Here is a 24,257-nt window from a genome sequence, read left to right as displayed (position 1 = left end):
TGACGGACCGGCCAGCCGACAGGTACCGTGGCGGCCACATGGCCTCGGCGGACGGGATCATCCTCGTCTTGTACTTCGCAACCCTTTGCGGACTGAGCGTGTACGGCGCGCACCGCAGTCTGCTCGTCTGGTCTTATCTCCGAGGCCGGCGGCGCGCGAGGCGGCAGCATGGCGCTCACGGCGCCTTGCCGCGCGTAACGGTCCAGTTGCCGCTCTACAACGAACGGCACGTCGCGGAGCGCCTCATCGCCGCGGTTGCCCGGATCCGGTACCCACGCGACCGGTTCGAGGTGCAGGTGCTCGACGATTCCACCGACGAGACGCGGGACATCGCGTCGCGCGCCGTCCGGGCATGGCGCTCTCGAGGCGTGGCGATCCGGTACCTCCACCGAACCTCGCGGGACGGCTTCAAGGCGGGCGCCCTGCGGGAGGGGCTGCGCACCGCGACGGGTGACCTGGTCGCGCTCTTCGACGCGGACTTCATGCCGCCGGCGGACTTTCTCGAGCGCGCCATCGTTCCCTTCGCCGACCCGCGGGTGGGGATGGTCCAGGCGCGCTGGGGCCACGCGAACCGCGACTATTCGCTGCTGACGCGCGTGCAGGCGCTGCTGCTCGATGGCCACTTCGTCCTGGAGCATGGCGGCCGGTACCGCGGCAGTTGTTTCTTCAACTTCAACGGCACGGCGGGCATCTGGCGGCGCGCCGCCATCCGGGGCGCAGGCAACTGGCAGGCGGACACCCTGACGGAGGATCTCGACCTGAGCTACCGCGCACAGCTCGCGGGCTGGCGATTCGTCTTCCTCCAGGACGTCGTGGTTCCCGCGGAACTGCCGGTGGAGATGAACGCCTTCAAGTCGCAGCAGCACCGCTGGGCCAAGGGATCCATGCAGTCGTGCCGCAAGCTGCTGCCGGCGGTGCTGCGCGCCCGCCTACCGTTCCGCGTCAAGCTGGAGGCGGCGCTCCACCTGACCGCGAATCTCAACTACCTGCTGTTGCTCGCCCTTTCGCTCCTGGTGGTTCCCGCGATCGCGGCCCGGACCGGCGCCGGCGGCGATCCCCGCACGCTCTGGATCGACGCGGTGTTCTTCGCGTCCGCCGCCGTTTCCGTGTCCGGCTTCTACGGCGTCAGCCAACGGGCGCTGGGAGTCGGCTGGCGAGCCCGGCTGCGGGATCTGCCGGCGGCTATCGCGCTGGGGCTTGGCCTGTCGGTCAACAACGCGGTTGCCGTCCTCGAGGCGCTGGCCGGCCGCACCGGTGAGTTCCGCCGCACGCCGAAGTATGGACTGACGGCCGCAACGTCCTCGCGCGCCACCCGTCCGGCCGACGGCCGCTATCGCCTGGTGTCGTCGTGGCAGCCACTGGTGGAGCTGGCCTTCGGCGTCTGGTTCGCCGTCGCCCTGCTTCGCGCGTTCACCGCCGGCGCGTACATGGTGACGCCGTTCATCGCCTTCTTTCTGTTCGGCTTCCTGTACGCCGCGTGCGCGTCACTGGCGGAGACCTGGGCTCACTGGCGCTCCCGGCGGCGGCGTGGGCGGACACGGGCAGACCTTCAGCATGCCGGCGCGCGGCACTCCTCCCATTGGGCGGAAGAGGCGTCGTGATGGCGGCAAAGGGAGGTCTGGAGGGTGTTGTCGCCACGACGTCGTCGATCTGCCATATCGACGGCGAGCAGGGCCTGCTGTCGTACTGCGGTTACGACATCCACGATCTGGCGCGCGAGGCGACCTTCGAGGAGGTCTGTCATCTTCTCTGGCACCGTCGCCTTCCAACGCGCGCCGAACTGGGGGACCTCCGGTCGGACCTCGCCGCCGCCCGTCCGTTGCCGGAGGCGATGCTCCGTCTCGTGCGGACGTTGCCGCCGGGCGATGCGATGGACGCGCTTCGCACGCTCGTCTCCGCCCTCGCGCTGATCGATCCGCAGGCGGATGCGCGGACCGGCGCCGCGGTGCAGGATCCCGACACCGCGTACCGCACCGCCGTCCGGCTGACCGCCCAGGTGGGCAGCCTGGTCGCCACCTGGGGCCGCCTTGCCGCCGGCGGCGGACCGGTCGCTCCCGACCCTGCGCTCGACCATGCCGCGAACGTCCTGCTGATGCTGAACGGCGAGCGGCCGACGCGCGAAGCCGCGCGGGCGCTGGACGTCGCGCTGATTCTCCACGCCGACCACGAGCTGAATGCCTCGACCTTCGCGGCGCGCGTCACCGGTGCGACGCTGAGCGATGTCTACTCGACCGCGGTCGCCGGAATCGGAGCGCTGAAGGGTCCGTTGCACGGTGGTGCGAACGCCGAGGTGATGCGGATGCTGCTCGATCTGGGCGAAGACGCACCGGACGACGTGGTGGAACGCACCATTCGCGGCATGCTGGCGAAGAAACAGAAGGTGCCCGGTTTCGGCCACCGGGTCTATCGCACCGAGGATCCCCGAGCCACCCATCTTCGGCAGATGTCCGAGACGCTGTCCAGGCAGACGGAGACACGGTGGTTCGGCATGTCCCGGACGATAGAGCGGGTGATGAAGGAAGTGCGCCGGATCGACGCCAACGTCGACTTCTATTCCGCCTCGACGTACCACATGCTGGGCATCCCGATCGGGCTCTTCACGCCGATCTTCGCGGTCAGCCGAATCGCCGGCTGGACGGCGCATGTCCTCGAGCAGTACGCCAACAACCGCCTGATCCGCCCCCGCGCCGACTACACCGGGGCCAAGCCGCCGCAGCCGTTCGTGCCGCTCGGCCGGCGCGTATAATTGGTGCGGCCGTTCGGCCCGCCCCCATGAACCACCGCCAGATCCGCAATTTCTCCATCATTGCGCACATAGACCATGGGAAGTCGACCCTCGCGGATAGATTCCTCGAGCTGACGGGCGCGCTTCGTCCGCGCGAGATGGAAGCCCAGGTGCTCGATTCGATGGACCTGGAGCGCGAGCGCGGGATCACGATCAAGGCGCATGCGGTGCGCCTCAGCTACGTGGCGGCGGACGACGAGACCTACATTCTCAATCTGATCGACACACCGGGTCATGTCGACTTCTCGTACGAGGTGGCCCGCGCCCTCGCCGCGTGCGAGGGGGCATTGCTGCTCGTCGACGCCTCGCAGGGCGTGGAGGCGCAGACGGTCGCGAACGCGTACCTGGCCGTCGATCACGACCTGGAGATCGTTCCGGTCATCAACAAGGTGGATCTGCCGGGCGCCCTGCCGGACGAGGCGGCGCTGCAGATCGAGGATCTGGTCGGTCTCGATCCATCGACGGCGCTCCTGGCGAGCGCGAAGGAGGGTCTCGGGACCAGGGAGATCCTCGAGGCGGTGGTCCGGCAGGTGCCGCCCCCGGCCGGTGATCCGGAGGGGCCGCTCAAGGCGCTCATCTTCGATTCGTGGTACGACGCCTACCGTGGCGTCATCATCCTGGTACGCGTCGTCGACGGTGCGGTCCGCCCCGGCATGAAGGTCCGCTTCATGGCCGCGGCGCACGACTGCGAAGTGGAGCAGGTCGGAGTCTTTTCCCCGAAGCCCCAGGGAGTGGACGCGCTCGGGGTCGGCGAGGTAGGTTTCATCATCGCCAACGTCAAGAACGTCTCCGACGCGCGAATCGGCGACACCGTGACCGAGGCGGCCTTCCCGACCGCGGACCCCTTCCCGGGCTTCCGCGAGATGAAGCCGATGGTGTTCGCCGGCCTCTACCCGGTGGAGAGCCACGAGTACGCCGACCTGCGCGAAGCGCTCGAGAAGCTGCGGCTCAACGACGCCTCCTTCTTCTTCGAGCCGGAGACCTCCGTCGCCCTCGGCTTCGGCTTCCGCTGCGGCTTCCTCGGTCTGTTGCACATGGAGATCGTGCAGGAGCGCCTGGAGCGCGAGTTCGACATGGACCTGGTGACGACGGCTCCCGGCGTCCTCTACCGGGTCACGACTACCGACGGCGAAGTGATCGAGATCGACTCTCCGGCCAAGCTCCCCGACGCGGGGCGGATTGAGGTGGTCGAGGAGCCGGTGATCACGGCGATGATCCTGACGCCGGCGGACCATGTGGGAGCCATCCTGAAGCTCTGCCAGGAGAAGCGGGGCGTGCAGCGCGGCCTTGAGTACCACGCCGCGCACCGGGTCATGATCACCTACGAGCTGCCCTTCAACGAGGTGGTCCTCGACTTCTACGACCGGCTGAAGACCATCTCCCGGGGCTATGCGTCGCTCGACTATCATGTGAGCGGGTACTGGACGTCGCCGCTCGTGAAGCTGGATCTGCTCGTCAACGGGGATCCGGTTGACGCACTGTCGATCATCGTCCACCGCGAGAACGCCTACGCGCGCGGCAGGGCGTTGGTCACCCGGATGCGCAAGCTGATACCGCGCCAGATGTTCGAAGTCGCGATTCAGGCGGCGATCGGAACCAGCATCATCGCGCGCGACACGGTCCGGCCGCTCCGGAAGAACGTCCTCGCGAAGTGCTACGGCGGCGACATCACGCGCAAGCGGAAGCTGCTGGAGAAGCAGAAGGAAGGGAAGCGCCGGATGAAGCGGGTGGGCAGCGTCGAGATTCCCCAGGAGGCGTTTCTCGCCGTGCTCCGCGTCGGCGACGACGAACAGGCCGCCGGCAAGACCAGCCGGGCCAACAGGTGATGGCGAGACGAGGCGCGACACGCGGCGCAAGGCGGAAGGAGCCGGCTCCCGGCGCGGGCCGCGAGCGCGTTCGCGCGGGCCGTGAAGCGTTGGCTTTGGAGGGGACGCCGCCGTTCCGGAAGTCGACGGCGCGGGAGTACCTCGAGGCGATCGTCATCGCGGTGATTCTGGCCCTCTTCGTCCGCACCTGGGTGGTGCAGGCGTACACCATTCCGACCGGGTCGATGGAACACAACCTGCTGGTGGGGGACTACATCCTCGTGAACAAGTTCGTCTTCGGCCCGACGCTGGCCGGCGCGGAGCAGGCCATGCTGCCGAAGACGGATGTCGAGCGCGGCGACATCGTCGTCTTCAAGTTCCCGCTCGATCCGGAGCGCGACTTCATCAAGCGGATCATCGGTCTCCCGGGGGAAACCCTCGAAGTGCGAGACAAGCGGGTCTACATCGACGGCGTGGCTCTCGACGAGCCGTACCTCCCGGAGCATGAGCGGAGCCTCCGGTCCGGTGAGGAAGCGGTGGGCGGCCGCGACAATCACGGTCCGGTCCAGATTCCGGACGGGCACTACTTTGCCATGGGTGACAACCGCGACGACTCCGAGGACAGCCGGTTCTGGGGGCCGTTGCCGGCCGGTCACCTCAAGGGCAAGGCGGTGGTGATCTACTGGTCGTACGACGCCGGGCCGCCGGTCGTGATCCCGGAGCCGGGCCTCGGCGCCGCGGTCCGGCGCGCCGCGTCGGGAGCGGTCGGCTTCTTCGCGCGCACGCGGTGGGATCGCATGCTTCACCAGGTGCGCTGACCCGGCTGGCGGGACGCAATCACAAGGGGGTAGGCCGATGCGTGCGACCGTGGCAGGATTGGCCGTCGTGGTGGCGCTGGCCATCGCGGCAAGTGACCGGAGCGTCGTCGCGGAGCAGCGGCTCACGGGTTCGTCCGACGGCGCGGACGACCCCATCGCCGTGCTTGTCGGCCGGCTCGATCTGGAACGCTACAAGGCAGTCATCAAGGGCCTGACGCAGTTCGGCGACCGGCGGCAGGGAACGCAACGCAACCGAGACGCCGTCGACTGGATAGAGGCGCAGCTTGAGGCGGCCGGTTGTCCCACCGAGCGGCTGCACTACACCTACGATCCCCCGCCGCGGGAGGGCGGCGCCAGACGCGGCGGCGCCGGGCGGGACTCGTTGAATCCGACCGAACCGACGCCGACCGGCGGACGTATCGGACGCAACGGAAGTGGTCCGGGCGGAAGCTCCATCTTCGGCTACCGGGCGCGCACCGGGGTCGTTCGCGATCCGCTGATGCAGCCGGACGAAGCACTGCGCGCGCTTAACCTGGAGGAGCCGACCAACGGCGAGCGATCGCAGGTGTATTGCACCAAGGTGGGCGCCACGCGGCCCGACGAGATGTACATCCTCGGCGCGCACATGGACGGGCACGGGTTCGGCGAGGCGGCCGACGACGACGCGTCGGGGACGGCGCTGGTGATGGAGCTGGCCCGTATCTTGAGCGCGCCGGACGTGCGGACCGACGTATCAATACGCTTTGCCCTCTGGAACGACGAAGAAACCGGACTCAACGGCAGCCGCGCCTACGTCGAGCAGCGACGCGAGCGGCAGGGCCTGGAAGACCCGCCCGGGTCGGGCCGTTTTCCGGAGCCGCGCTGGCTCGGGATGATCCAGCACGACATGATGCTGTTCGACCACGGGGCGCCGGGACCGGACGGCGTGGTCAGCCGGGATCAGCGGCCTGAGGCGGACGTCAACATCGAATTCCAGTCGAACTCGGATCTGGCCGACGAGTCGCGCGACCTGGCGTTCCGGTTCAAGGCGGCCAACGATGCCTACGCGACGGACTATCCGGCGACCGTCGGCCCCCACATGACCAACACCGACTCGACCCCGTTCATGAACGTCACGCCATCCATCAGCCTGCGGGAGAACGAGCGCGGCATGCACATCGGAGCCGGCTGGAATCCTCATTGGCATCAGCCGACCGACCTCTACGTCACGTTCACCGATGACGACTTCCGGCTCGGACTGAACGCGGCGCAGACGACGCTGGCCGCCATAGCCGAGCTGGCCGGAGCGACGATCGCCCGATAGCGGGAGGCGCCATACCTGGAGGTCCGCCATGACAGTCAATACCACCCGGCGGCGGTTCCTGCGGACGCTGGCGGCGGCCGGCGTCGTCCGTCCGCTCCTCTCCGGTCGTCCGGCGGGCGCCCAGCCGTCGCATGGCGGCCCCGCGCCGGAGGGGCTCTGGGAGGAGGTCCGGCGGCAGTTCGCGTTCCGCGACGAACACATCCCGATGAACGCGGCCAACCTCTGCCCATCGCCCCGCGTCGTGGCCGATCGGGTGAGCGAGCTGACGCGCGACATCGACGTCGATTGCTCGTTCCCGAACCGCGCGAAGTTCGGGCCGCTGCTCGAGGCGTCGCGCGAGGCGGTCGCGAGCCAGCTCGGCGTCACCGCGGACGAGATCGCACTAGTGCGCAATACGAGCGAGGCGAACAACGTCATCAACGCCGGGCTGCCGCTCGACGCCGGGGACGAGGTCGTCGTCTGGGACCAGAATCACCCCACCAACAACGTCGCCTGGGAGGTCCGGGCCGCCCGCTACGGATTCGGGGTGACGCGGGTGACGACCCCGGCGGCGCCGTCCGGGGTCGACGAGCTGGTGACGGTGTTCCAGCGCGCGCTCTCGCCCCGAACGCGGGTCCTGGCCCTGACGCACGTATCCAACGTGAGCGGCGTGCGGCTTCCCGTGCGGGAGTTGTGCGAGGTGGCTCACCGCCGCGGGATTCACGTGCACGTCGATGGCGCGCAGAGCTGGGGCGCGCTTGACGTGAACCTGCGGGACCTCGGCTGCGATTCCTATACCGGCAGCGCGCACAAGTGGTTTCTCGGACCGAAGGAGGTGGGACTGCTCTACGTCCGGGCCGATCGGGTCGAAGACGTCTGGCCAGGCGTCGTCGCCCCAAGCTGGGGCAACGACGTGGCCCCGAGGCCGCGCGGCGCCCGCAAGTTCGAGTCGCTGGGGCAGCGCGACGACGCGGCGCTGGCCGCCGTCGGCACCACCGTCGCGTTCCAGGACCGTCTCGGAATGGCGCGTATCGAAGCGCGGGTGGTTGAGCTGGCGACGCTGCTGAAGGCCGGGTTGCGGGAAGCCGGTTTCGAGCTGATCACGCCGGCGGCGCCCGAGTTGAGCGGCGGCGTCGCGATTGCCGCGGTCGACTCCGCGCGGCGCGGTGCGCTGGTTACCGCCCTGTATGAGCGGCATGGCGTGGCCGGAGCGGCGACCGGAGGCCTTCGCCTCTGCCCGCACGTCTACAACACGCGCGAACACGTGGAGCGCGCCATCCGCGGCGCGGGGGAGCTTCGCCACCGGACGGTGTAGCCTGCCATCGGGCTATCCCACGAGTCCGATTCGTCCTAATATGATCGTGAGGGTGTTGGACAAGGCATATTGGAGCCGTCCAGCGGTTCCTTGAGGAGGTGCTCGTGCCCGAAACCTCACATCCGAGATCCCTGCTCGTTGGCGCCGTGGCCACCATGCTGCTCCTCCCGGCCCTGTGCACGGCGGCGCAACAGACCAACCAGGACCAGACGGAGGAACAAGCCGGGGAAGAGCCGGTCACGTTCGCGGAAACCGTCGTCGTGACCGCGTCCCGCGTCGAGCAGGAGATCATCAACGCGCCGGCAACGGTGACCGTGATCGGAGCGGAGGCGATCGAGGCGCAGTCCGTCATGAGCATCGGCGAACTGGTCCGCCAGGTGCCTGGCGTCAACGTCATCCAGACGTCGAACCGCGACTTCAACGTTACGAGCCGGGGCGCCACGGGCACGCTCTCCCCGTCGCAGATCGTGATGATAGATGGCCGGACGGTCTACCAGGACTTCTATGGCTTTGTTGCCTGGGACGTGCTTCCCATCACCCCGGACAACATCGAGCGGGTGGAGGTGGTGCGTGGCCCCGCCTCCGCCGTATGGGGGGCCAATGCGATGTCCGGCGTCGTCAACCTGATCACGAAGCGGCCGCGCGACATGCTGGGGACGACGCTCGACATCAACTTCGGGACATTCGACCGGAGCCTCCCCGGCCACGAGATGGAACCGGGGTCTACCTTTTCGGTGATGGGGACCCACGCGGCCGCACCGACCGATAGCTTCGCCTACAAGATGTCCGTCGGTTACACGGAGTCAGCCGCGTTCGCCCGGCCGGTCGGTGAGGTTCCGAACATTACCGGCCGGACGCAACTCTATCCCACCGTTGGCGCGCTCGACAGCCGGACGCCGAAATTCGACTTTCGCGGCGACTGGGACGCGCCTGACGGCGTGAGCCACATCAGAGTCAGCGCCGGCTACGGTGGCAGTCAGGGCACCCTCCACACCGGCATCGGCCCGTTCGAATTGAGGCCGGGCACACGGATGGCGTACAGCCGGCTGCAGTACCAGCGAAACAACTTCGAGATAGGCGGCTTCGTCAATTCCAGCTACTCGCCCTTCCGGACCCTGCTGGTTCAGGATGCCAACGGGCTGATCGACGGAGAGATGCTCTCGAACACGATGGACCTCAGCTTCTCGAACACCACCGTGATCGGCACGCGGAACATCCTGAGCTACGGCGGAAACGTCCGGCAGATCACCATGCGCTTCGATCTGGGGCCGGCCGGGGACGGCCGGAACGAGCAGGGGTTCTACATCCAGGACGAGATCTTCCTCCACGACCGGTTCCGCTGGATCATCGGTGGACGCGCGGACCGGGTCAGCACGCTGGATGACGTCCGATTCTCGCCCCGGACGACGTTCATCTTCAAGCCGGCGAACGATCACTCCATCCGGGTCTCGTACAACAAGGCCTTCCGCGCTCCCTCGCTCACCGACAGCTTCCTCGACGTGAATATCCTGCAGCCGGTCCACCTGCCACTGGGGGATCTGGTCGGCGCCGTGCTGGGACCGGCGGCCGCGCAGTTGCCGATTCCGCTGCCAGGCACGATCGACTATCTCCTGCCGTTGCACGCCGCCGGGTCCCACGCCCTTAATCGGCCGCTCGGGGCCGAGAACCTGACCGCGTACGAGCTGGCCTACGCCGGCGGCATCGGCAATCGTGTCGGGGTAACGGCGGCCTTCTACGTCAACGACATCACCGACAGCATCGACTTTACGGAGCTGTCGTACTATTCGACGGCGAACCCGCCGGACAACTGGAACAGCAGTCTTGCCGGACTGCGGCACTTTGCCGCCACGTTGCCGGCCGTGCTGCCGCCCGGCGCCTTGCCGCCGCACCTCGCGCCGTTCCTGAGTGCGGTGGCGCAGAATCCGGCCGTCCTGGTCGATTTGCTGGCCATCTTCGGCGGCCGGCTGCCGGCGGAGCTCACCTACGTCAACCGGGGGTTCATCCGGAACAAGGGGCTCGAGCTGGGGATGAACGCCGCGGTAACGAATCGGGTCAACACCTACGTCAATTATTCCTGGCAGGCGGATCCGGAGGTTCGCGACTGGGATCCGAACGCCTACAACATCCCCTCGGCGCACCGCTTCAACGCCGGCATCGACGCCCGCAACGACCGGCTGTCGGCCAGCCTCACCGTGAATCACACGACCGGGGCGTTCTGGTCCGACGTGCTGGGGCCGGACTTCCACGGCTGGACCGAGCCGTTCACGATGGTGAACGCCAGCGTCGGCCTCAGTTTTGCGGAGGGTCGGTTCAACCCGAGGATCCAGGTGACGAACCTGCTGAATCAGGAAATCCAGCAACACATCTTCGGCGACGTCCTGAAGCGGCAGGTGATGGGCCAGTTGCACATGGCCTTCTAGCAGCTTCACCACGGGCTGCTAGGCGCTCGCGCCGCAGGCGGCCCGCCCGTCACACGGGCGGCGTCCGTCGCCCAAACAGAGCGGTGCCGACGCGGACCATCGTCGCGCCCTCGGCGATGGCGACCTCGAAGTCGTGACTCATGCCCATGGAGAGTTCCGCGAGGGCAGGTTCCGGCACACACTTGTGCCGCAAGGTGTCGCGCAATTCGCGGAGGCGGCGAAAGTACGGGCGGGTCTGCTCCGGATCGGCGTTCCAGGGAGGCATCAGCATCAGGCCGCGCACGTCCACGGCGCGGCAGTCCGCGGCGGCGTCGAAGAGGCGCTGCACTTCGTCTGCGCCCGCGCCGTGTTTCTTCGCTTCACCCGCCAGATCGGCCTGGATCAGGAGCTTTGGTCGCGTGCCGGCATCGAGGGCGGCGGCGTCGAGGCGGCGAAGCAGCTTCAAGCTGTCGACCGAGTGAATCCAGTCGAACCTGGCCGCTGCCTGGCGTGCCTTGTTCGACTGCAGGTGACCGATAAGGTGCCAGCGGATCGGCAACGGGTCGGAGGCCCGGTCCATCTTGGCGAGCGCCTCCTGCACGCGGTTCTCCCCGAAGTCTTCGAGCCCGCCGGCGGCGGCCGCGGCGATCGCCTCCAGCGGGAAGGTCTTCGAGACGGCAACGAGCCGAACGTCTCCGGCGTCACGGCCGTCGGCGCGCGCGGCGCGTGTGATACGGTCCCGGACGGAACGGATGTTCGCGGCGAGCCGATCCGTGGACGGCGGCGTGCTCAGCACGGGCTCCTAGGGATCCAGGGCGGCTAGGCGGGACCGTGCGTCGTCGGCGTACTCGCCGGTCTCGTCGAGGGCGAGGTAGCGGTAGAGGGCCGCGGTGGAGGCGGCAGGGTCGCTCAGGTCGGAGAGCGTAACGCCGAGCCAGTAGTACGCCGGCGCGTATTGTGGGTCGTGGGTGGTCGCCTCCTCGAAGCGCGCCCGGGCGCCTTCCAGGTTACCAGCCTCACGTAACACGATGCCCAACTCCACCGCGTCGGAGGCCTGCTCCCGGTTCGTGGCGATGGCGGCGAGCGTCAGCCGGGTGGCCTCTTCGCGGGCGGCGATCGCGTCTTCCGGCCGCCCCGACTTCCCGTAGATGTCCGACAGGCCGTAGTACGCGGCGGTGTATTCGGGCTGCACCGAGAGGGCGCCGTGGAAAGCACGCTCGGCTTCGTCCCATTGCTCGAGGGCGCCGTGCGCGACGCCGGCGTTGTAATAGCACTCGACGCAACCGGGAAAGAGCTGCGCGCCGAGATTGAAGTAGGTGATCGCCTCGGCGTACGCGCCATTCCGGTTCGCGGCGACGCCCGCATCGAAGAGCGAATCGAGTTCCGACTCGTCGCCGCCGGCGCCGAGCCAGGGCGTGGCGCTACGTCCCGCTTCTAGGATGAAGCGGATGTCCGCCACGCGGCCGTCGCGAACCTGGATTCGATAGACCTCGCTCCGCTGATCCCCCAAGGCCGCGGTGACGGTATAGAACCCGGACGGGACGTCGGGGTGAGCGAACCGGCCGTCCGCTCCGGTTTCGAGTTCGATCGCTTCACTCCCCTCGCGCATCGGGAGGAGGATCACCAACGCGCCCTCGATCGAAGCGCCATCGGCGTCGGCCACGGCGCCCTGGACAGCGCCCGTCGCCTGGGCGAGCGCCGCGCCGGCCCAGAGGAGGACGGCGAGCGCCGCGCCGTTGCATCGGATCATGGTTCCAGTCTATCGCTGTTCAGGAAGCGGTCTACGTCGGCCAGGTCGTGCGTCACTCGGGCCGGGGGGAGCGACTTCAGAAAGCGCCGGCCGTAGCCCCGGGTCCGGAGACGGGGATCGAGAAGGGCGAGAACCCCGCGGTCCGTCCGATGACGGATCAGGCGCCCCAGGCCCTGCAACAGCGTCAGGATGGCGAGCGGCACCTGATAGTCGGCGAACGCGTTCCCGCCATCGTCGTTGATCTGTTCCACTCGCGCGGCGACGAGCGGATCTCCGGGGGAGGCGAACGGCAGCTTGTCGATCACGACGCAGCTCAGGGCGTCGCCAACGACGTCCACTCCTTGCCAGAAACTCGACGTGGCAAGCAGCACGGCGTTCGGAGTCGCTCGGAACTCGCGCAGGAGGACGCTGCGAGGCGCGGTTCCCTGCACGAGGAGCGGATATCGGGAAGCCGGCTCCATCCGGGCGCGGACCGCCTCCAGGTTGGCATAACTGGTGAAGAGCACGAAGGCGCGCCCGGCGGTAACGTCCAGCAACTCCCGAACTTCGCGGGCAACCGCTTCCGCAAAGCCACGGTCGCCCGGCGGCGGCATGCGGCGCGGCAGGTACAGCACCGCCTGGCGACGATAGTCGAACTCGGAGGGCACCTGCAGCTCGGTCGCGTCATCGATGCCGAGGCGGCCACGAACGTACCCGAACGATTCATCCACGGTCAGCGTGGCCGAGGTAAAGAGCGCCGCACGCATCCGTTCTATCAGCAGTTCCCGGATGATGTCGGAAACATCGATCGGTGCGGCGCGCAGGAAGATGCCGCGGCGACGCCGTTCGAGGTAGTAGACGAAGCGCGGATCGTCCGCCGCCACGAGGAATTCGACCTGCTCGCGGAGTCCATCGGCCCGGCGTCCGAGGTTGGCGAGCTCGGCATCCTCCGTCGGCGCGGCCGCCTTCGACAGCATGTCGGCCAGATCGCCAAGACCGCGGGCGAGCATCCGGCCGGCTTCGGTGGCCGGGGCGAGCATGTCGGCGGTAACCCGGATGCGGTCGTGGCCCGGAGCGAGCGGTTCGAGCAGGGCAAAGAAATTGCGCGCGTCGGCCCTGACGGTGTCGAGCCGCCGGTGCAGCTCGCGAGCGTCCGCGTCGCTCAGGGCGTCGGCGGTCGCCGTCCGTTCGCCGTCGGTCCCGTCCCCGGGGGAGGGTGCGTGCGTCGCCCCGGCGGTTGCGCCCGACGCCAGCCGCCGGCCATCGGCGTCGAGCTCGGCCAGCTTGAAGTTGCTGATGGTGTTCGCGAACGACTGCGTCGCGACGTCCTCCAACTGGTGAGCTTCGTCAATCACGACGGTCGCACAATCCGGGATGACGCTGCCGGCGCCGGCAGCCAGGTGGCGCACCGCGGCGTCGGCGCAGAGCAGGTGGTGGTTGACGATCACGAGGTCCGACTCGGCCGCCCGTTGCCGCATCGTCGTGATGAAGCAGTCGCGGTACCGAGGGCAGTCCATCCCGATGCAGTTCTCGGACGTTGCGGCGAAGTCGTTCCAGATCGGCAGGTCGTCCGGCAGGTCCTCGATTTCCGCCCGATCGCCGGTCTCGGTCTGCCCGGCCCACTCGGCGATCCGCTCGAGCATGTCGTTTTCCGCGGCGGGCAGCAGCCGGATCTGCGCCTCCGTCCGCGCCGCTTCGAAGCGGTGCAGGCACAGGTAGTTGCCGCGTCCCTTCATGTAGGTGGCGCTGAAGTCGATCCCGAGCGCGTCGCGCAGTTCGGGCAGGTCCTTGTAGAAGATCTGATCCTGCAGATTGCGGGTGCCGGTCGAGATCACCACGCGTTCCCCGCTCAGGATGGCCGGCACCAGGTAGGCGAGGGTCTTGCCGGTGCCGGTTCCCGCCTCGGCGAGCAGCACGCCGCCGGTTCGGAGCAGGTTCGCGACCGCGCCCGCCATCCGGCGCTGGCTTGGCCTCGGTTCGAAGCCCGGCATGGCGCGGGCGAGGGGCCCGTCGTCAGCCAGCGCTTCGATCACCCGCCGCGGCAGATCCGTCGCGGCGTCCCCCGCTCCCTCGGCACGGCCGGCGTCAGGATCGAAGCCGGGATCGGAATCGAGATCACTGTCGATTTGGATCTCGAACTCCGCGTCCGCCCAGGGGTCGGGCTGAGCGTCGGCGTCCGGTTCGACCGTCAGTTCCCGCTCGGGCTCGACGCCGTCGTCGGGTACAGGGGGAACCTCTGGCATAGCGCTTCCACCTCGGTCCGGACCATGCGGACGGCGCGCTCGTCCTCGGGATCGGCAAGCACGCGGCCGATCAGCTCCGCGACCGTTTCCATTTCCGGCTCCGTCATGCCTCGGGTCGTGAGCGCGGGGGTTCCCAACCGGATGCCGCTTGCCACCATCGGTGGCTGCTCGTCGAACGGGATCGCGTTCTTGTTGACCGTGATTCCGGCCCGGCCGAGGGCCTCCTCCGACACCTTCCCGGTCAGGCCGCGCGAATAGACATCGACCAGCAGCAGGTGGTTGTCCGTACCGCCGCTGACAATTCGGAAGCCCTGCGCCGCGAGGGCGTCCGCCAGGCGGGCCGCGTTGCGCACTACGTGCCGCTGGTAGTCCGCGAATGCCGGCTCCGCGGCTTCCCGGAAACAAACTGCCTTGGCGGCGATCACGTGCATGAGCGGCCCGCCCTGCACCCCGGGGAACAGCGCCCGGTTGATCGCGGGACGGTGCGTGTCCCGGCAGAGGATCAGCCCGCCGCGCGGACCGCGGAGCGTCTTGTGCGTGGTCGTGGTGACGACGTCGGAGTGCGGCACCGGGCTCGGGTGAAGGCCGGTGGCGACGAGGCCGGCGATGTGCGCCATGTCGGTCACTACCGTGGCGCCAACGTCCGAGGCGACCGCCGCGATTCGCGCGAAGTCGATAACGCGTGGGTAGGCGGAGGCGCCTACCATGATCATCTGCGGTTTGTTCTCGCGGGCGAGCTTCTCGAGGGCCTCGTAATCGATCCGCTCGTCGTCGCGCCGCACGCCGTACGGCACGATGGTGTAGAGCTGGCCGGAGAAGTTGAGCGGATGGCCATGCGTGAGGTGCCCGCCGTGCGCGAGGTTCATGCCAAGCACGGTGTCGCCCGGCTTGATGAGCGCGAAGTAGGCCGCCATGTTCGCCTGCGCGCCGGAGTGCGGCTGCACGTTGGCATGCTCGGCGCCGAAGAGCGCCCTGGCCCGGGCGATGGCGAGGGATTCAGCGACATCCACGAACTCGCAGCCCCCGTAGTAGCGTCTCCCCGGGTAGCCCTCGGCGTACTTGTTGGTAAGGACGGAGCCCATCGCCTCCATGACCGCCGCGCTGGTGAAGTTCTCCGAGGCGATCAGTTCAAGGCCGTCGTTCTGCCGGTTGACCTCGTCGGTGATTGCAGCGGCGATCTCCGGGTCGCGCGCGGCGAGTGGAGCAGTGATGTCGAGGGCGTCAAGCGTGTCGGTCATGGTGAGGAGCGACGTTCGATCGCCGCTATCTTGTCGACCCGGCGTTGATGGCGTCCGCCGGCGAAGGGCGTATCGAGGAACGCCTTGATGATCGTCAGGGCGTCGTTCCCGGCCAGCGATCGGCCGGCGAGCGCCAGGATGTTCGCGTTGTTGTGCTCGCGGCAAAGCCTGGCGCTTTCGACCGTGTGGACCAGCGCGGCGCGGATGCCCGGCACCTTGTTGGCGGCGATGGACATGCCGACGCCGCTGCCGCAAATCAGGATGCCCCGGTCGTACGCACCGCTCGCGACGCCGGCCGCCACCTTCCGGGCCACGTCGGGGTAGTCGGCGGGATCCGTCGAGTGGACACCGAGGTCGATTACATCGACGGCGATGTCTTCCGCGTGCTCATCGCCGTTCGGACCAAATGCCCGCCGAACCTGATCCTTGAGCGCAACCCCGGCATGATCGGCCCCCAGCGCCACGCGCATACAGCGATTGTACTATCTCGCTCGCCGGCTGCGCCCCCGGGAGGCGCGTGCTATATTCGACGCAGTTTCGCCCCTGGCCGGCCCCTGCTTTCGCCAGGAAGTGCCAGCGCGCGCGGACGGAGGAGCAAGACACCATGGCGAGCCCCGCCGTTCCCTCTGCAATTACGGCCGACGTCGCGGCCCGTTTCGCCGACGCATTCCCGAATTCGCGAAAGGTGCATGCCGAAGGTGAGCGGGTAAGCGTCCCGATGCGCGAGATCGCGCTGAGCGGTGACGAACCGCCACTCCGCGTCTACGACACGAGCGGCCCGCACGACGCCGACGTCCGTGCCGGTCTCTCGCCGCTTCGTCGCGACTGGATTCTGGCGCGCGGCGACGTGGCCGAAACGGCGCGGACGGAGCGGACGCCGGGATCGGTGGAGATACCGGCGTCGCTCCATCGTCCCGTCCTGCGCGGCCGGCACGCTGTCACTCAGATGCGCTACGCGCGCCGCGGCGAGGTGACGCCCGAGATGGAGTTCGTGGCGTTGCGGGAGGGATTCGATCCCGATTTCGTCCGCGCGGAAGTGGCGCGCGGGCGAGCGATCATCCCGGCGAACGTCAATCACCCGGAACTCGAGCCCATGGCGATCGGCCGGAACTTCCTGGTGAAGATCAACGCCAACATCGGCAACTCCGCCGTCAGTTCGTCGATCGAGGAAGAGGTGGAGAAACTTCGGTGGGCGACGCTCTGGGGCGCCGACACGATCATGGATCTGTCGACCGGTCCCGACATCCACGAGACGCGCGAGTGGATTCTTCGGAACGCACCAGTGCCGGTCGGTACGGTGCCGATCTATCAGGCGCTGGAGAAGGTCGGGGGGAGGCCCGAGGAGCTGACGTGGGAGATCTACCGCGACACGCTGATCGAGCAGGCCGAGCAGGGCGTCGACTACTTCACCGTCCATGCCGGCGTTCTGCTCCGCTACATCCCGATGACGGGGAGGCGCGTGACCGGCATCGTGTCGCGCGGCGGGTCGATCCATGCGAAGTGGTGCCTGGCGCACCATCAGGAGAACTTCGCCTACACGCACTTCCGTGAAATCTGCGAAATCATGCAGGCGTACGATGTCTCCTTTTCGCTGGGTGACGGGCTGCGTCCCGGGTCGATCGCCGACGCGAACGACGAGGCGCAGTTTGCCGAGCTGCAAACGCAGGGAGAGCTGACGCGCATTGCCTGGGAGCATGACGTGCAGGTGATGAATGAGGGGCCGGGCCACGTTCCCATGCACCTGATCCGGGAGAACATGGAGAAGCAGTTGGCGTGGTGCGACGAAGCGCCGTTCTACACTCTCGGTCCCCTCACCACCGACATCGCGCCCGGCTATGACCATCTCACGTCGGCGATCGGGGCCGCGATGATCGGCTGGTACGGAACGGCGATGCTGTGCTACGTCACCCCGAAGGAACACCTTGGACTGCCGAACCGGGACGACGTCAAGGCGGGAGTCATTGCTTACAAGATCGCTGCCCACGCCGCCGATCTGGCCAAGGGCCACCCGCGCGCGCAGGCGTGGGACGACGCGCTGTCGAAAGCGCGTTTCGAGTTCCGCTGGGAGGATCAGTTCAACCTGGCGCTCGACCCCGTCACGGCGCGCGCGTTCCATGACGAGACCCTCCCCGCCGAGGGCGCGAAAGTAGCGCACTTCTGCTCCATGTGCGGTCCCAAGTTCTGCAGCATGGAGATCACGCAGCAGATTCGCGACTTCGCGGCCGAGCGGGACCTCGATGAACAGGCAGCGGTGCAGGCGGGCTTCGACGAGAAGTCAACGGAGTTCCGCAAGGCGCGCGAAATCTACGTCCCGACCAAGTAGACGCGGTGCGCGCGCCCTTACCGGCGCGCTGGAAGTCTCGCTGGCGCAACAGCGCACCCTGGCGGACGCGCTCGCAAGCTCCTCGGCTAGCGTCGATCCGTGGCGGCCGGCGAGTTCGGAAGGGTCGTGATCTGAATGATCGTCGGGAACGCCGGAGGGTCCGAGCCCGGCGCTGGGTTCAGATAGCCGGGCGACCCGTTCCAAGTGTAGTCCTTGATCGTCACGCTCGGGCGGTAGTCCATTTCCCGATCCCGAAACCGGGCCGTCTCGAACTGGTGAATCGCGGGACGGTCGTAGACGCGGCGACCCCGTTCGTCAAGGATGACGGAGTAGTAATCCACGAGGTCCACGAACGGTACGGTGGCGCCGAAGAGGTGGAAGCGCTGGCCCCTTCCCGCGTCGTACGACGTAATGTACCGTGCGCTCGGAAAGATGTTCACGCCGAGCTCCGCCTCGGTGGGTTCTTCCGGACCGGACATCGCCGCGTCGGCCGCCGACGGGGAACCGTCGAGTCCTGATGGTTGCGCCGGCGCCGTGGTGGTGGAGGCTACGGCTCCCTGGGGTGACGTAGCCGCTTCGGGTTCCGGCTCCCCGACCGTCGGAAAGGGGCGGGGCGCCAGCGGCCGCCGCTGCGCTTCGGCCGCGTCCGCAACGACGATCAGGGCGAGGAGCGCTACTCCCAGCGCGGGAAGAATCCGAGACGCCGCATCGACGTGCGTCACAGACGTATTATGCCCTAAATGCGAGACATCAGGCAGTTCTGCGACGCCCATTACGACTGGTTGATGGAGACGATTGTCGCGCTCGTCGCCGCCGAGTCACCCACCACCGACCGTGACGCCGCCAACCGCTGCGGCGACCTGATCTCGGCGCTCGTGCGGCAACAGGGAGGAGAGGTCGAGCTGGTTCGTTCGCAGGGCTGCGGCGACCACCTGGTTGCCGGATTCGGCGGCGGCTCAGGCGATCGGATGCTGCTTCTGGGGCACTTCGACACCGTCTGGCCGGTGGGGCAACTGAAGCGGATGCCGATTCGCGAGGTGGAGGGGCGGTTGCACGGTCCGGGTGTGTACGACATGAAAGGGGGTATCGGGATCGGCCTGCTTGCCCTGCGCGCGCTGGCGGCGACGGGGCGACTCGCTGAACGTCGCGTCACCATGCTCCTGACCGCGGACGAGGAACGGGGGAGCGCTACGTCGCGCACCCTGGTGGAAGATCAGGCCCGGCCGTGCGGGGCCGTGCTGGTTCTCGAACCGGGACTGCCGGGCGGCGCCGTCAAGACCGGCAGGAAGGGCTGCGGCGAGTTCGAGCTCCGCATCCAGGGCGTTGCAGCGCACGCCGGCATCGACCCCTCGCGCGGCGCCAGCGCGATCGACGAGCTGGCGGCTCAGATCGGCGCGATCGGTGCGCTGCGCAGCCCTGAGCGCGGAGTGACCCTGAACGTGGGAATCGTCGAGGGGGGCAGTCGGCCCAACGTCGTCGCGGACTCCGCACGTGCGGTCGTCGATGTGCGGGCCGGGACGATGGCTGACGCGCACCGGATCGAGGAGGCGATGCAGGGGCTGCGGCCGACCATCGAGGGCGCTGCGCTCGAGGTGACTGGCGGCTTCAACCGGCCACCGTTCGAGCGTACGCCGGCCGTCGCCCGACTGTATGTGACGGCCCGCGCCATTGCCGCCGAGCTGGGGCGGGAACTGGGCGAGGGGACGACCGGCGGCGGATCCGACGGCAACTTCACCGGTGCTCTCGGTGTGCCGACCCTGGACGGCCTTGGTGCCGTGGGAGACGGCGCGCACGCGCTCGACGAGCACCTCCTGACGGCTGAACTGACGTGGCGGGCGGCGCTGGTCGCCGGCCTGATCGATCGTCTGGGAACCTGTGGTGACGCCCCGTCCGGCGTCGGGAGCGGTGAGTCGGCTTGATGAAGGGCCGCCAGCGGCCGGACTGATAAGATCGAGTCAGGAGAAGCAAGCAATGGGAAACGCACTCAAGACGGCGCTGCTGCTCGGGTTGCTGAGCGGCCTGCTGCTGGTAATCGGGCAATGGTTCGGCGGATCGACCGGGCTGGTGATCGCCTTCGTGTTCGCCGTCGTCATGAACTTCGGGTCGTACTGGTGGTCCGACAAGGTGGTCCTCCGGATGTACCGCGCGAGCGAAGTGGGACCGGATCACAAGCTCCATCGCATCACGTCCCGGCTGGTGCAGCGCGCGGAATTGCCGATGCCGAAGGTGTACGTCATCCCGGACGGTTCGCCGAACGCCTTCGCTACCGGCCGCAACCCGAAGCACGCGGCGGTGGCGGCGACCGAAGGCCTGTTGCGCGTGTTGAGCGATGCGGAGATTGAAGGGGTCATGGCTCACGAGCTGGCCCACGTCAAGCATCGCGACATCCTGATCAGCTCCATCGCGGCGACGATCGCGGCGACGATCATGATGATCGCGAACATGGCGCAATGGGCCGCGATCTTCGGCGGTTTCGGGGGGCGGGACGATCGGGGAGGGAACCCCCTGGCGTTGCTCGCCACCATCATCGTGGCGCCGCTTGCGGCGGCCCTGATTCAGTCCGCGATTTCCCGGTCGAGGGAATTCGCGGCGGATCGCGCTGCGGCACAGATCGTCGGGAGTCCCTACGGTCTGGTCAACGCGCTGAAGAAGATCGAGGCGGCGTCGCGGCGCGTCCCGCTCGACGCCAACCCGGCAACGGCGCACATGTTCATCATGAAGCCCTTCGGCGGGAGCGGAATGATGTCTCTCTTCAGCACGCACCCGCCGACTGAGCAGCGCGTCCAGGCCCTGCTGAATACGATCTAGCGCGCCCTTGCGGGCGCGCCGGCGCCAGGCTCCCTAGCTGCTAGGCTACTTCTTTCCGCACTCTCGCCCTCCAGTCGTCGAGCAGGCGGGCGAGCGCCTCGTCGAGGCTGACGGTGGGGCGCCAGCCGGTGGCGCCGGTCAGCCGTGCGTTGTCACCCAGCAGGAGCGGGTAGTCGCTTGGCCGCAGGCGGGCGGCGTCTACCCGGACACCGATCGGACGGTCCGAGAGCGCCAGCAGCCGGTCGAGCACCGTCTGCATGGGATGCGCCGTGCTGGAACAGACGTTGTAGACGGTTCCGCCCCGGCCCCGGTTCATCAGCGCCCGGTAGGCGGCAACCGTGTCGCGGACGTCCAGAATGTCGCGACGGGCGTCGAGCGCGCCCACGTCGATGACCGGCTCGACGCCGCCCGTCTCGATCCGCGCGATCCGACTGGCAAAGCTGGACGCGGCGTATCCGGTGCCCTGGCCCGGACCGATGTGGGTGAACGATCGGGTCAGAATAATGTCGAGCCCGTCGGCGGTGGCTACGCGACGCGCCAGCATTTCCTGCGCCAGTTTGCTCACCCCGTACGGGTTGATTGGACCGAGCGCATCGTCCTCGGTGAGGGCCGTCGGTTTCGGGTGATAAACGAAAGCGGATCCGGGGATCAGCACGCGGGCGCCGGGCGCGTGCGCCTGCAGCGCGTCAAGCAGGTGTTGCGTGCCGATGACGTTGGTTCGGAGCGTCGCGGCGCGTGTCCGCCAGGAGTTCGCCGTGCTGGCGGCGCCCGCGCAGTGGTAGACGTGGGTGGGCCGTAGCGCCGCGACCGCGCGATGGACGACGCCGGCCTCGACGAGGTCGACGTCCGCGCGTCGCCAGGCCGTGACCGGTGCGACGACGTCGTCGGCCCGCAGGGCGGCGACCAGGTGCTGGCCGACGAAACCCGCGGCGCCGGTGACGAGAACGCGGTGGGGCATCGATTCGGTTGCGGAGCGGCGATTCGGCAGCCGTCGCTGCCCGCGCTGCGACCCGGCTCCTGGTTGACTTAGTTGACGCCGCTCCCGAGGGCCCCGAAGACGTTGGCGAAGCGGCCGAGGCCGGCGAGGGTGAAAGAGACGTTGACTCGGCGGTCGTTCGGCAGGAAGGCGCGGGCGCCCAGCCCCTCGAAGTTGTACACCTGGTACTCGAAGCTGATATTGCAGCACTGCGCGTTGTAGTAGACGAGCAGCCGCTGCATCAGGTGGTGTCCGCGCCGGAAGTCGTAGTTGAACGAGTAGAGCCCTCCCACCACGTTGTTCGGCGTTCGCAGCGACGTGTACGCGTTGAGGTAGTGATCCAGCCGGCTCTTGTCGTTGAAACCGGGGAGCTGCGCGATGAACCGACGTTGGCTCCAGCCGCCGCGCACCTCGAACCAGCCTCCCCGTTCGTAGCTCCCCTCGGCCGAAATGGACCGTAGCGTCCGGTAGGTGGGATCGACTTCGGCGCGCATCGTCGCGCCTATCTCGCGGGTCGGATCCGCCCGGACCACGAACGACATTGGCGACCAGTGGGTCGGACTGGCGCCGGTGAAGCTGGTCCGGAAGTTCCGATCGTACTGCGAGGCGTTCTCATCCGTGTAGTAGCTCTGCGTGATCGACGCCGACAGGATCTCGCGCGCTACCGACTCGCCCCGCCCACCTTCGTACACGCGCGCGAACAGCCGCGTGTCCAGCCCGTACTGGTACTGCCAGATGTCGCCGACGATCGAGTCGATACCCTCAATCCGGACGATCCTGTCGAACTCGTCGATCGGGCTGACGCGGCGGATGCCCCACCACGGCTCGATCAGGTGCTTCATCCGTTCGGAGTAGCCGCTGCCCGGCGTGTCCCAGATCTTGACGAAAGACGGGCCGGTCACCGTGCTCGCCAGTTCGAAGTAGGAGCGGCCGACGCCCACCGGCACCTGCCGCCGGTCCTCCAGGCTCTCGTCCCAGTAGGTCCAGCGAAACTGCGCGCTCGAGTCGAATGTAAGGAAGGGCCACTGCGTGAACGGGAACTGGATGGTCGGGTTGACGTCGAGCCGGTTCAACCCGGAGTCGACGACGTCCGTGCCCGTCGCGCCCCGGATCCGCGAGGCTCGGAGCAGCCGGACGTACTCCGTGTCGAGCGAGTAGTAGAGGGGGGTGCCGGGGATTTCCGTCTTGCCCTGGCCAACCGTGACGCGCGGTCCCCCGCCGTAGACGGCCGAGTGCGTCCCGCCGAAGAACGTCTCGCTCCGGTCGAACGTGCCGCTTACCTGGTAACGGCCGATCTGGCCGCTCGCGTTGCCGGACATGCTGCGCGAGCTGTTGGACGCGTCGAACACGTTGTGGTTGTACGTCTGTTGCACGTCGATGTTGGAAAAGTAGTTGAGCTGGCCACGCGCCATCCATCCGGCCGGCAACGCCTGCCGCGTCTGACCCGTGAGGCGGTAGCTCTTGCGCGCCTGCCGGGTGAACGTGCCGCCCCGCCCCGTGACTTCCGCCTCGTGCTCGTTGAGGTAGTGGATCCGTGCGTTCCCCTGCGACCCGCCCCCCCGCGTGTAGCGATACTCCGCCGCCGACCCCATTCCGCCGAGCGACGTGTACCAGTCGTTGTACAGCGTGACGTCCTGGCTGCGGCCGAGAGCCAGGAAGAACGCGTTGCTGAGGCTGCTGCCGTGGTAGGAGGAATTGCCCCAGGTGGGCATCAGGAGGCCGGTCGCGCGCCCCTCCTCCGGGATGGGATAGGGAAGGGCCGGAATGTAGAAGACCGGCACGCCCTTCACCTTGAGCACCGCGTTCCGGAGCATGACGTAACTGTCGAGGTTGATCGTGAACGAGCTGGAGACAAGTTCCCACCGGGGGGTCGGCTGCACGCAACTGGTGAACGCCCCCTTCGTGATCCGGTAGGTGCGGGGTGCGAGCCGCTCGATGCGCTGGCCGTAGAAGAGCATGTCGGGTTCCTGCGTCCCGAACATGCTTCGGTCCACCTCGTCGGCCAGGTTGATCGATCCGCTGGCGTTCTCGAATACGGCCGTCTGGTCCTTCGTCCGGTACTCCAGACGGTCGGCCGCAATGCGGGCGTCGAGCCCGCTGTAGACGACGCTGCCACTGGCAACGAGTCGCGCGGTGATGTTGGCGAGGGGATCGACAGGCTCGGCGTCCTCTTCCGCGTCGTCCTCGGGTTCGCGGTTGCCCGCCCCGCCGTCCTCGTCCTGCCCTTCGGAATCCGCCTCCGCGTCGCTGCCGGGTTCGCCCTCCGCGACGGCGTCGCCCTCCGATCCGGTTTCCTCGGTGTCGATGTAGATGTCGACCTGGTCGGCGGAGAGATCGAACGTCTCGCCGTTGATTTGGACATCGCCGCTGAGCCGGAGGTGTGAACCGCTCACCACCTCGTAGTGCCCTTGGCGATAGTCGAACGGCAGGTTCGGAAAGAGCTGCGCCGCGGCGCTCGCCGGAAGCAGGAGAACAGCCGCTACGGCCGCGAGGAACGCTGGTCGATGGACTGTGCCCACTGCACTCGATTGTACCC

General features: G+C 68.0%; 18 protein-coding genes. 10 read left to right on the top strand and 8 right to left on the bottom strand.

Annotated elements, in window-relative coordinates:
- Positions 1 to 38: 38 nt before the first annotated feature.
- The 7 genes from F4Y45_03460 to F4Y45_03430 all read left to right on the top strand — a co-directional run bounded on the left by F4Y45_03460 (position 39) and on the right by F4Y45_03430 (position 10,425).
- Positions 39 to 1,601, top strand: a complete 1,563-nt coding sequence (locus tag F4Y45_03460; GenBank protein ID MXY23567.1) for a glycosyltransferase — start codon at positions 39 to 41, stop codon at positions 1,599 to 1,601.
- Complete coding sequence (locus F4Y45_03455) at positions 1,601 to 2,746, top strand: citrate synthase (GenBank protein MXY23566.1); 1,146 nt, start codon at positions 1,601 to 1,603, stop codon at positions 2,744 to 2,746. The genes F4Y45_03460 and F4Y45_03455 overlap by 1 nt, the downstream gene beginning before the upstream one ends.
- 26 nt (positions 2,747 to 2,772) lie before the next feature.
- Complete coding sequence (lepA, locus tag F4Y45_03450) at positions 2,773 to 4,611, top strand: elongation factor 4 (protein MXY23565.1); 1,839 nt, start codon at positions 2,773 to 2,775, stop codon at positions 4,609 to 4,611.
- The gene (gene lepB, locus F4Y45_03445) at positions 4,611 to 5,408 is read left to right on the top strand and encodes a signal peptidase I (GenBank protein ID MXY23564.1); all 798 of its coding nucleotides are present in this window, start codon (positions 4,611 to 4,613) and stop codon (positions 5,406 to 5,408) included. Before lepA ends, lepB begins: the two co-directional genes overlap by 1 nt.
- Before the next feature lie 37 nt (positions 5,409 to 5,445).
- On the top strand, positions 5,446 to 6,711 hold the full coding sequence (locus tag F4Y45_03440) for a Zn-dependent exopeptidase M28 (protein ID MXY23563.1): 1,266 nt from the start codon (positions 5,446 to 5,448) through the stop codon (positions 6,709 to 6,711).
- A 28-nt stretch (positions 6,712 to 6,739) separates the two neighbouring features.
- Positions 6,740 to 8,005: an aminotransferase class V-fold PLP-dependent enzyme gene (locus F4Y45_03435; GenBank protein ID MXY23562.1), complete on the top strand. Its 1,266-nt coding sequence runs from the start codon at positions 6,740 to 6,742 to the stop codon at positions 8,003 to 8,005.
- Between the two features lie 104 nt (positions 8,006 to 8,109).
- Entirely contained in the window at positions 8,110 to 10,425 is a 2,316-nt protein-coding gene (locus F4Y45_03430; protein ID MXY23561.1) for a TonB-dependent receptor, read from the top strand.
- A gap of 49 nt (positions 10,426 to 10,474) precedes the next feature.
- On the opposite strand, the gene F4Y45_03425 is transcribed toward F4Y45_03430, so the two are convergent.
- Genes F4Y45_03425 through rpiB form a run of 5 tightly spaced genes read right to left on the bottom strand, consistent with a single transcriptional unit; the run spans position 10,475 to position 16,084 of the window.
- The gene (locus F4Y45_03425; GenBank protein MXY23560.1) at positions 10,475 to 11,197 is read right to left on the bottom strand and encodes a YggS family pyridoxal phosphate-dependent enzyme; all 723 of its coding nucleotides are present in this window, start codon (positions 11,195 to 11,197) and stop codon (positions 10,475 to 10,477) included.
- A 9-nt stretch (positions 11,198 to 11,206) separates the two neighbouring features.
- On the bottom strand, positions 11,207 to 12,154 hold the full coding sequence (locus tag F4Y45_03420) for a tetratricopeptide repeat protein (GenBank protein MXY23559.1): 948 nt from the start codon (positions 12,152 to 12,154) through the stop codon (positions 11,207 to 11,209).
- Entirely contained in the window at positions 12,151 to 14,376 is a 2,226-nt protein-coding gene (locus F4Y45_03415; GenBank protein ID MXY23558.1) for an ATP-dependent DNA helicase, read from the bottom strand. The genes F4Y45_03420 and F4Y45_03415 overlap by 4 nt, the downstream gene beginning before the upstream one ends.
- Positions 14,322 to 15,614, bottom strand: coding sequence for a serine hydroxymethyltransferase (locus F4Y45_03410; GenBank protein MXY23557.1), 1,293 nt, complete (start codon positions 15,612 to 15,614; stop codon positions 14,322 to 14,324). Before F4Y45_03410 ends, F4Y45_03415 begins: the two co-directional genes overlap by 55 nt.
- The gene (rpiB, locus tag F4Y45_03405) at positions 15,611 to 16,084 is read right to left on the bottom strand and encodes a ribose 5-phosphate isomerase B (protein MXY23556.1); all 474 of its coding nucleotides are present in this window, start codon (positions 16,082 to 16,084) and stop codon (positions 15,611 to 15,613) included. The genes F4Y45_03410 and rpiB overlap by 4 nt, the downstream gene beginning before the upstream one ends.
- Before the next feature lie 134 nt (positions 16,085 to 16,218).
- Here rpiB and thiC point away from each other — a divergent pair, with 134 nt between their 5' ends.
- The gene (gene thiC / locus F4Y45_03400) at positions 16,219 to 17,937 is read left to right on the top strand and encodes a phosphomethylpyrimidine synthase ThiC (GenBank protein MXY23555.1); all 1,719 of its coding nucleotides are present in this window, start codon (positions 16,219 to 16,221) and stop codon (positions 17,935 to 17,937) included.
- 86 nt (positions 17,938 to 18,023) lie between these two features.
- Here thiC and F4Y45_03395 read toward each other — a convergent pair whose 3' ends face one another.
- The gene (locus tag F4Y45_03395; protein ID MXY23554.1) at positions 18,024 to 18,659 is read right to left on the bottom strand and encodes a hypothetical protein; all 636 of its coding nucleotides are present in this window, start codon (positions 18,657 to 18,659) and stop codon (positions 18,024 to 18,026) included.
- An 18-nt stretch (positions 18,660 to 18,677) separates the two neighbouring features.
- On the opposite strand from F4Y45_03395, the gene F4Y45_03390 reads away from it, so the two are divergent.
- Both F4Y45_03390 and htpX read left to right on the top strand, forming a co-directional pair.
- On the top strand, positions 18,678 to 19,856 hold the full coding sequence (locus F4Y45_03390) for a M20 family metallopeptidase (GenBank protein ID MXY23553.1): 1,179 nt from the start codon (positions 18,678 to 18,680) through the stop codon (positions 19,854 to 19,856).
- Positions 19,857 to 19,908: 52 nt separating this feature from the next.
- The gene (gene htpX, locus F4Y45_03385; GenBank protein MXY23552.1) at positions 19,909 to 20,745 is read left to right on the top strand and encodes a zinc metalloprotease HtpX; all 837 of its coding nucleotides are present in this window, start codon (positions 19,909 to 19,911) and stop codon (positions 20,743 to 20,745) included.
- A 40-nt stretch (positions 20,746 to 20,785) separates the two neighbouring features.
- Here htpX and F4Y45_03380 read toward each other — a convergent pair whose 3' ends face one another.
- Complete coding sequence (locus tag F4Y45_03380) at positions 20,786 to 21,703, bottom strand: NAD-dependent epimerase/dehydratase family protein (protein MXY23551.1); 918 nt, start codon at positions 21,701 to 21,703, stop codon at positions 20,786 to 20,788.
- Between the two features lie 68 nt (positions 21,704 to 21,771).
- Positions 21,772 to 24,240, bottom strand: a complete 2,469-nt coding sequence (locus F4Y45_03375; protein ID MXY23550.1) for a hypothetical protein — start codon at positions 24,238 to 24,240, stop codon at positions 21,772 to 21,774.
- Positions 24,241 to 24,257: the final 17 nt, after the last annotated feature.

This window comes from Acidobacteriota bacterium, assembly GCA_009838525.1.
Lineage (GTDB): Bacteria > Acidobacteriota > Vicinamibacteria > Vicinamibacterales > UBA8438 > VXRJ01.
This window is presented reverse-complemented; position numbering and strand designations above follow the sequence as displayed.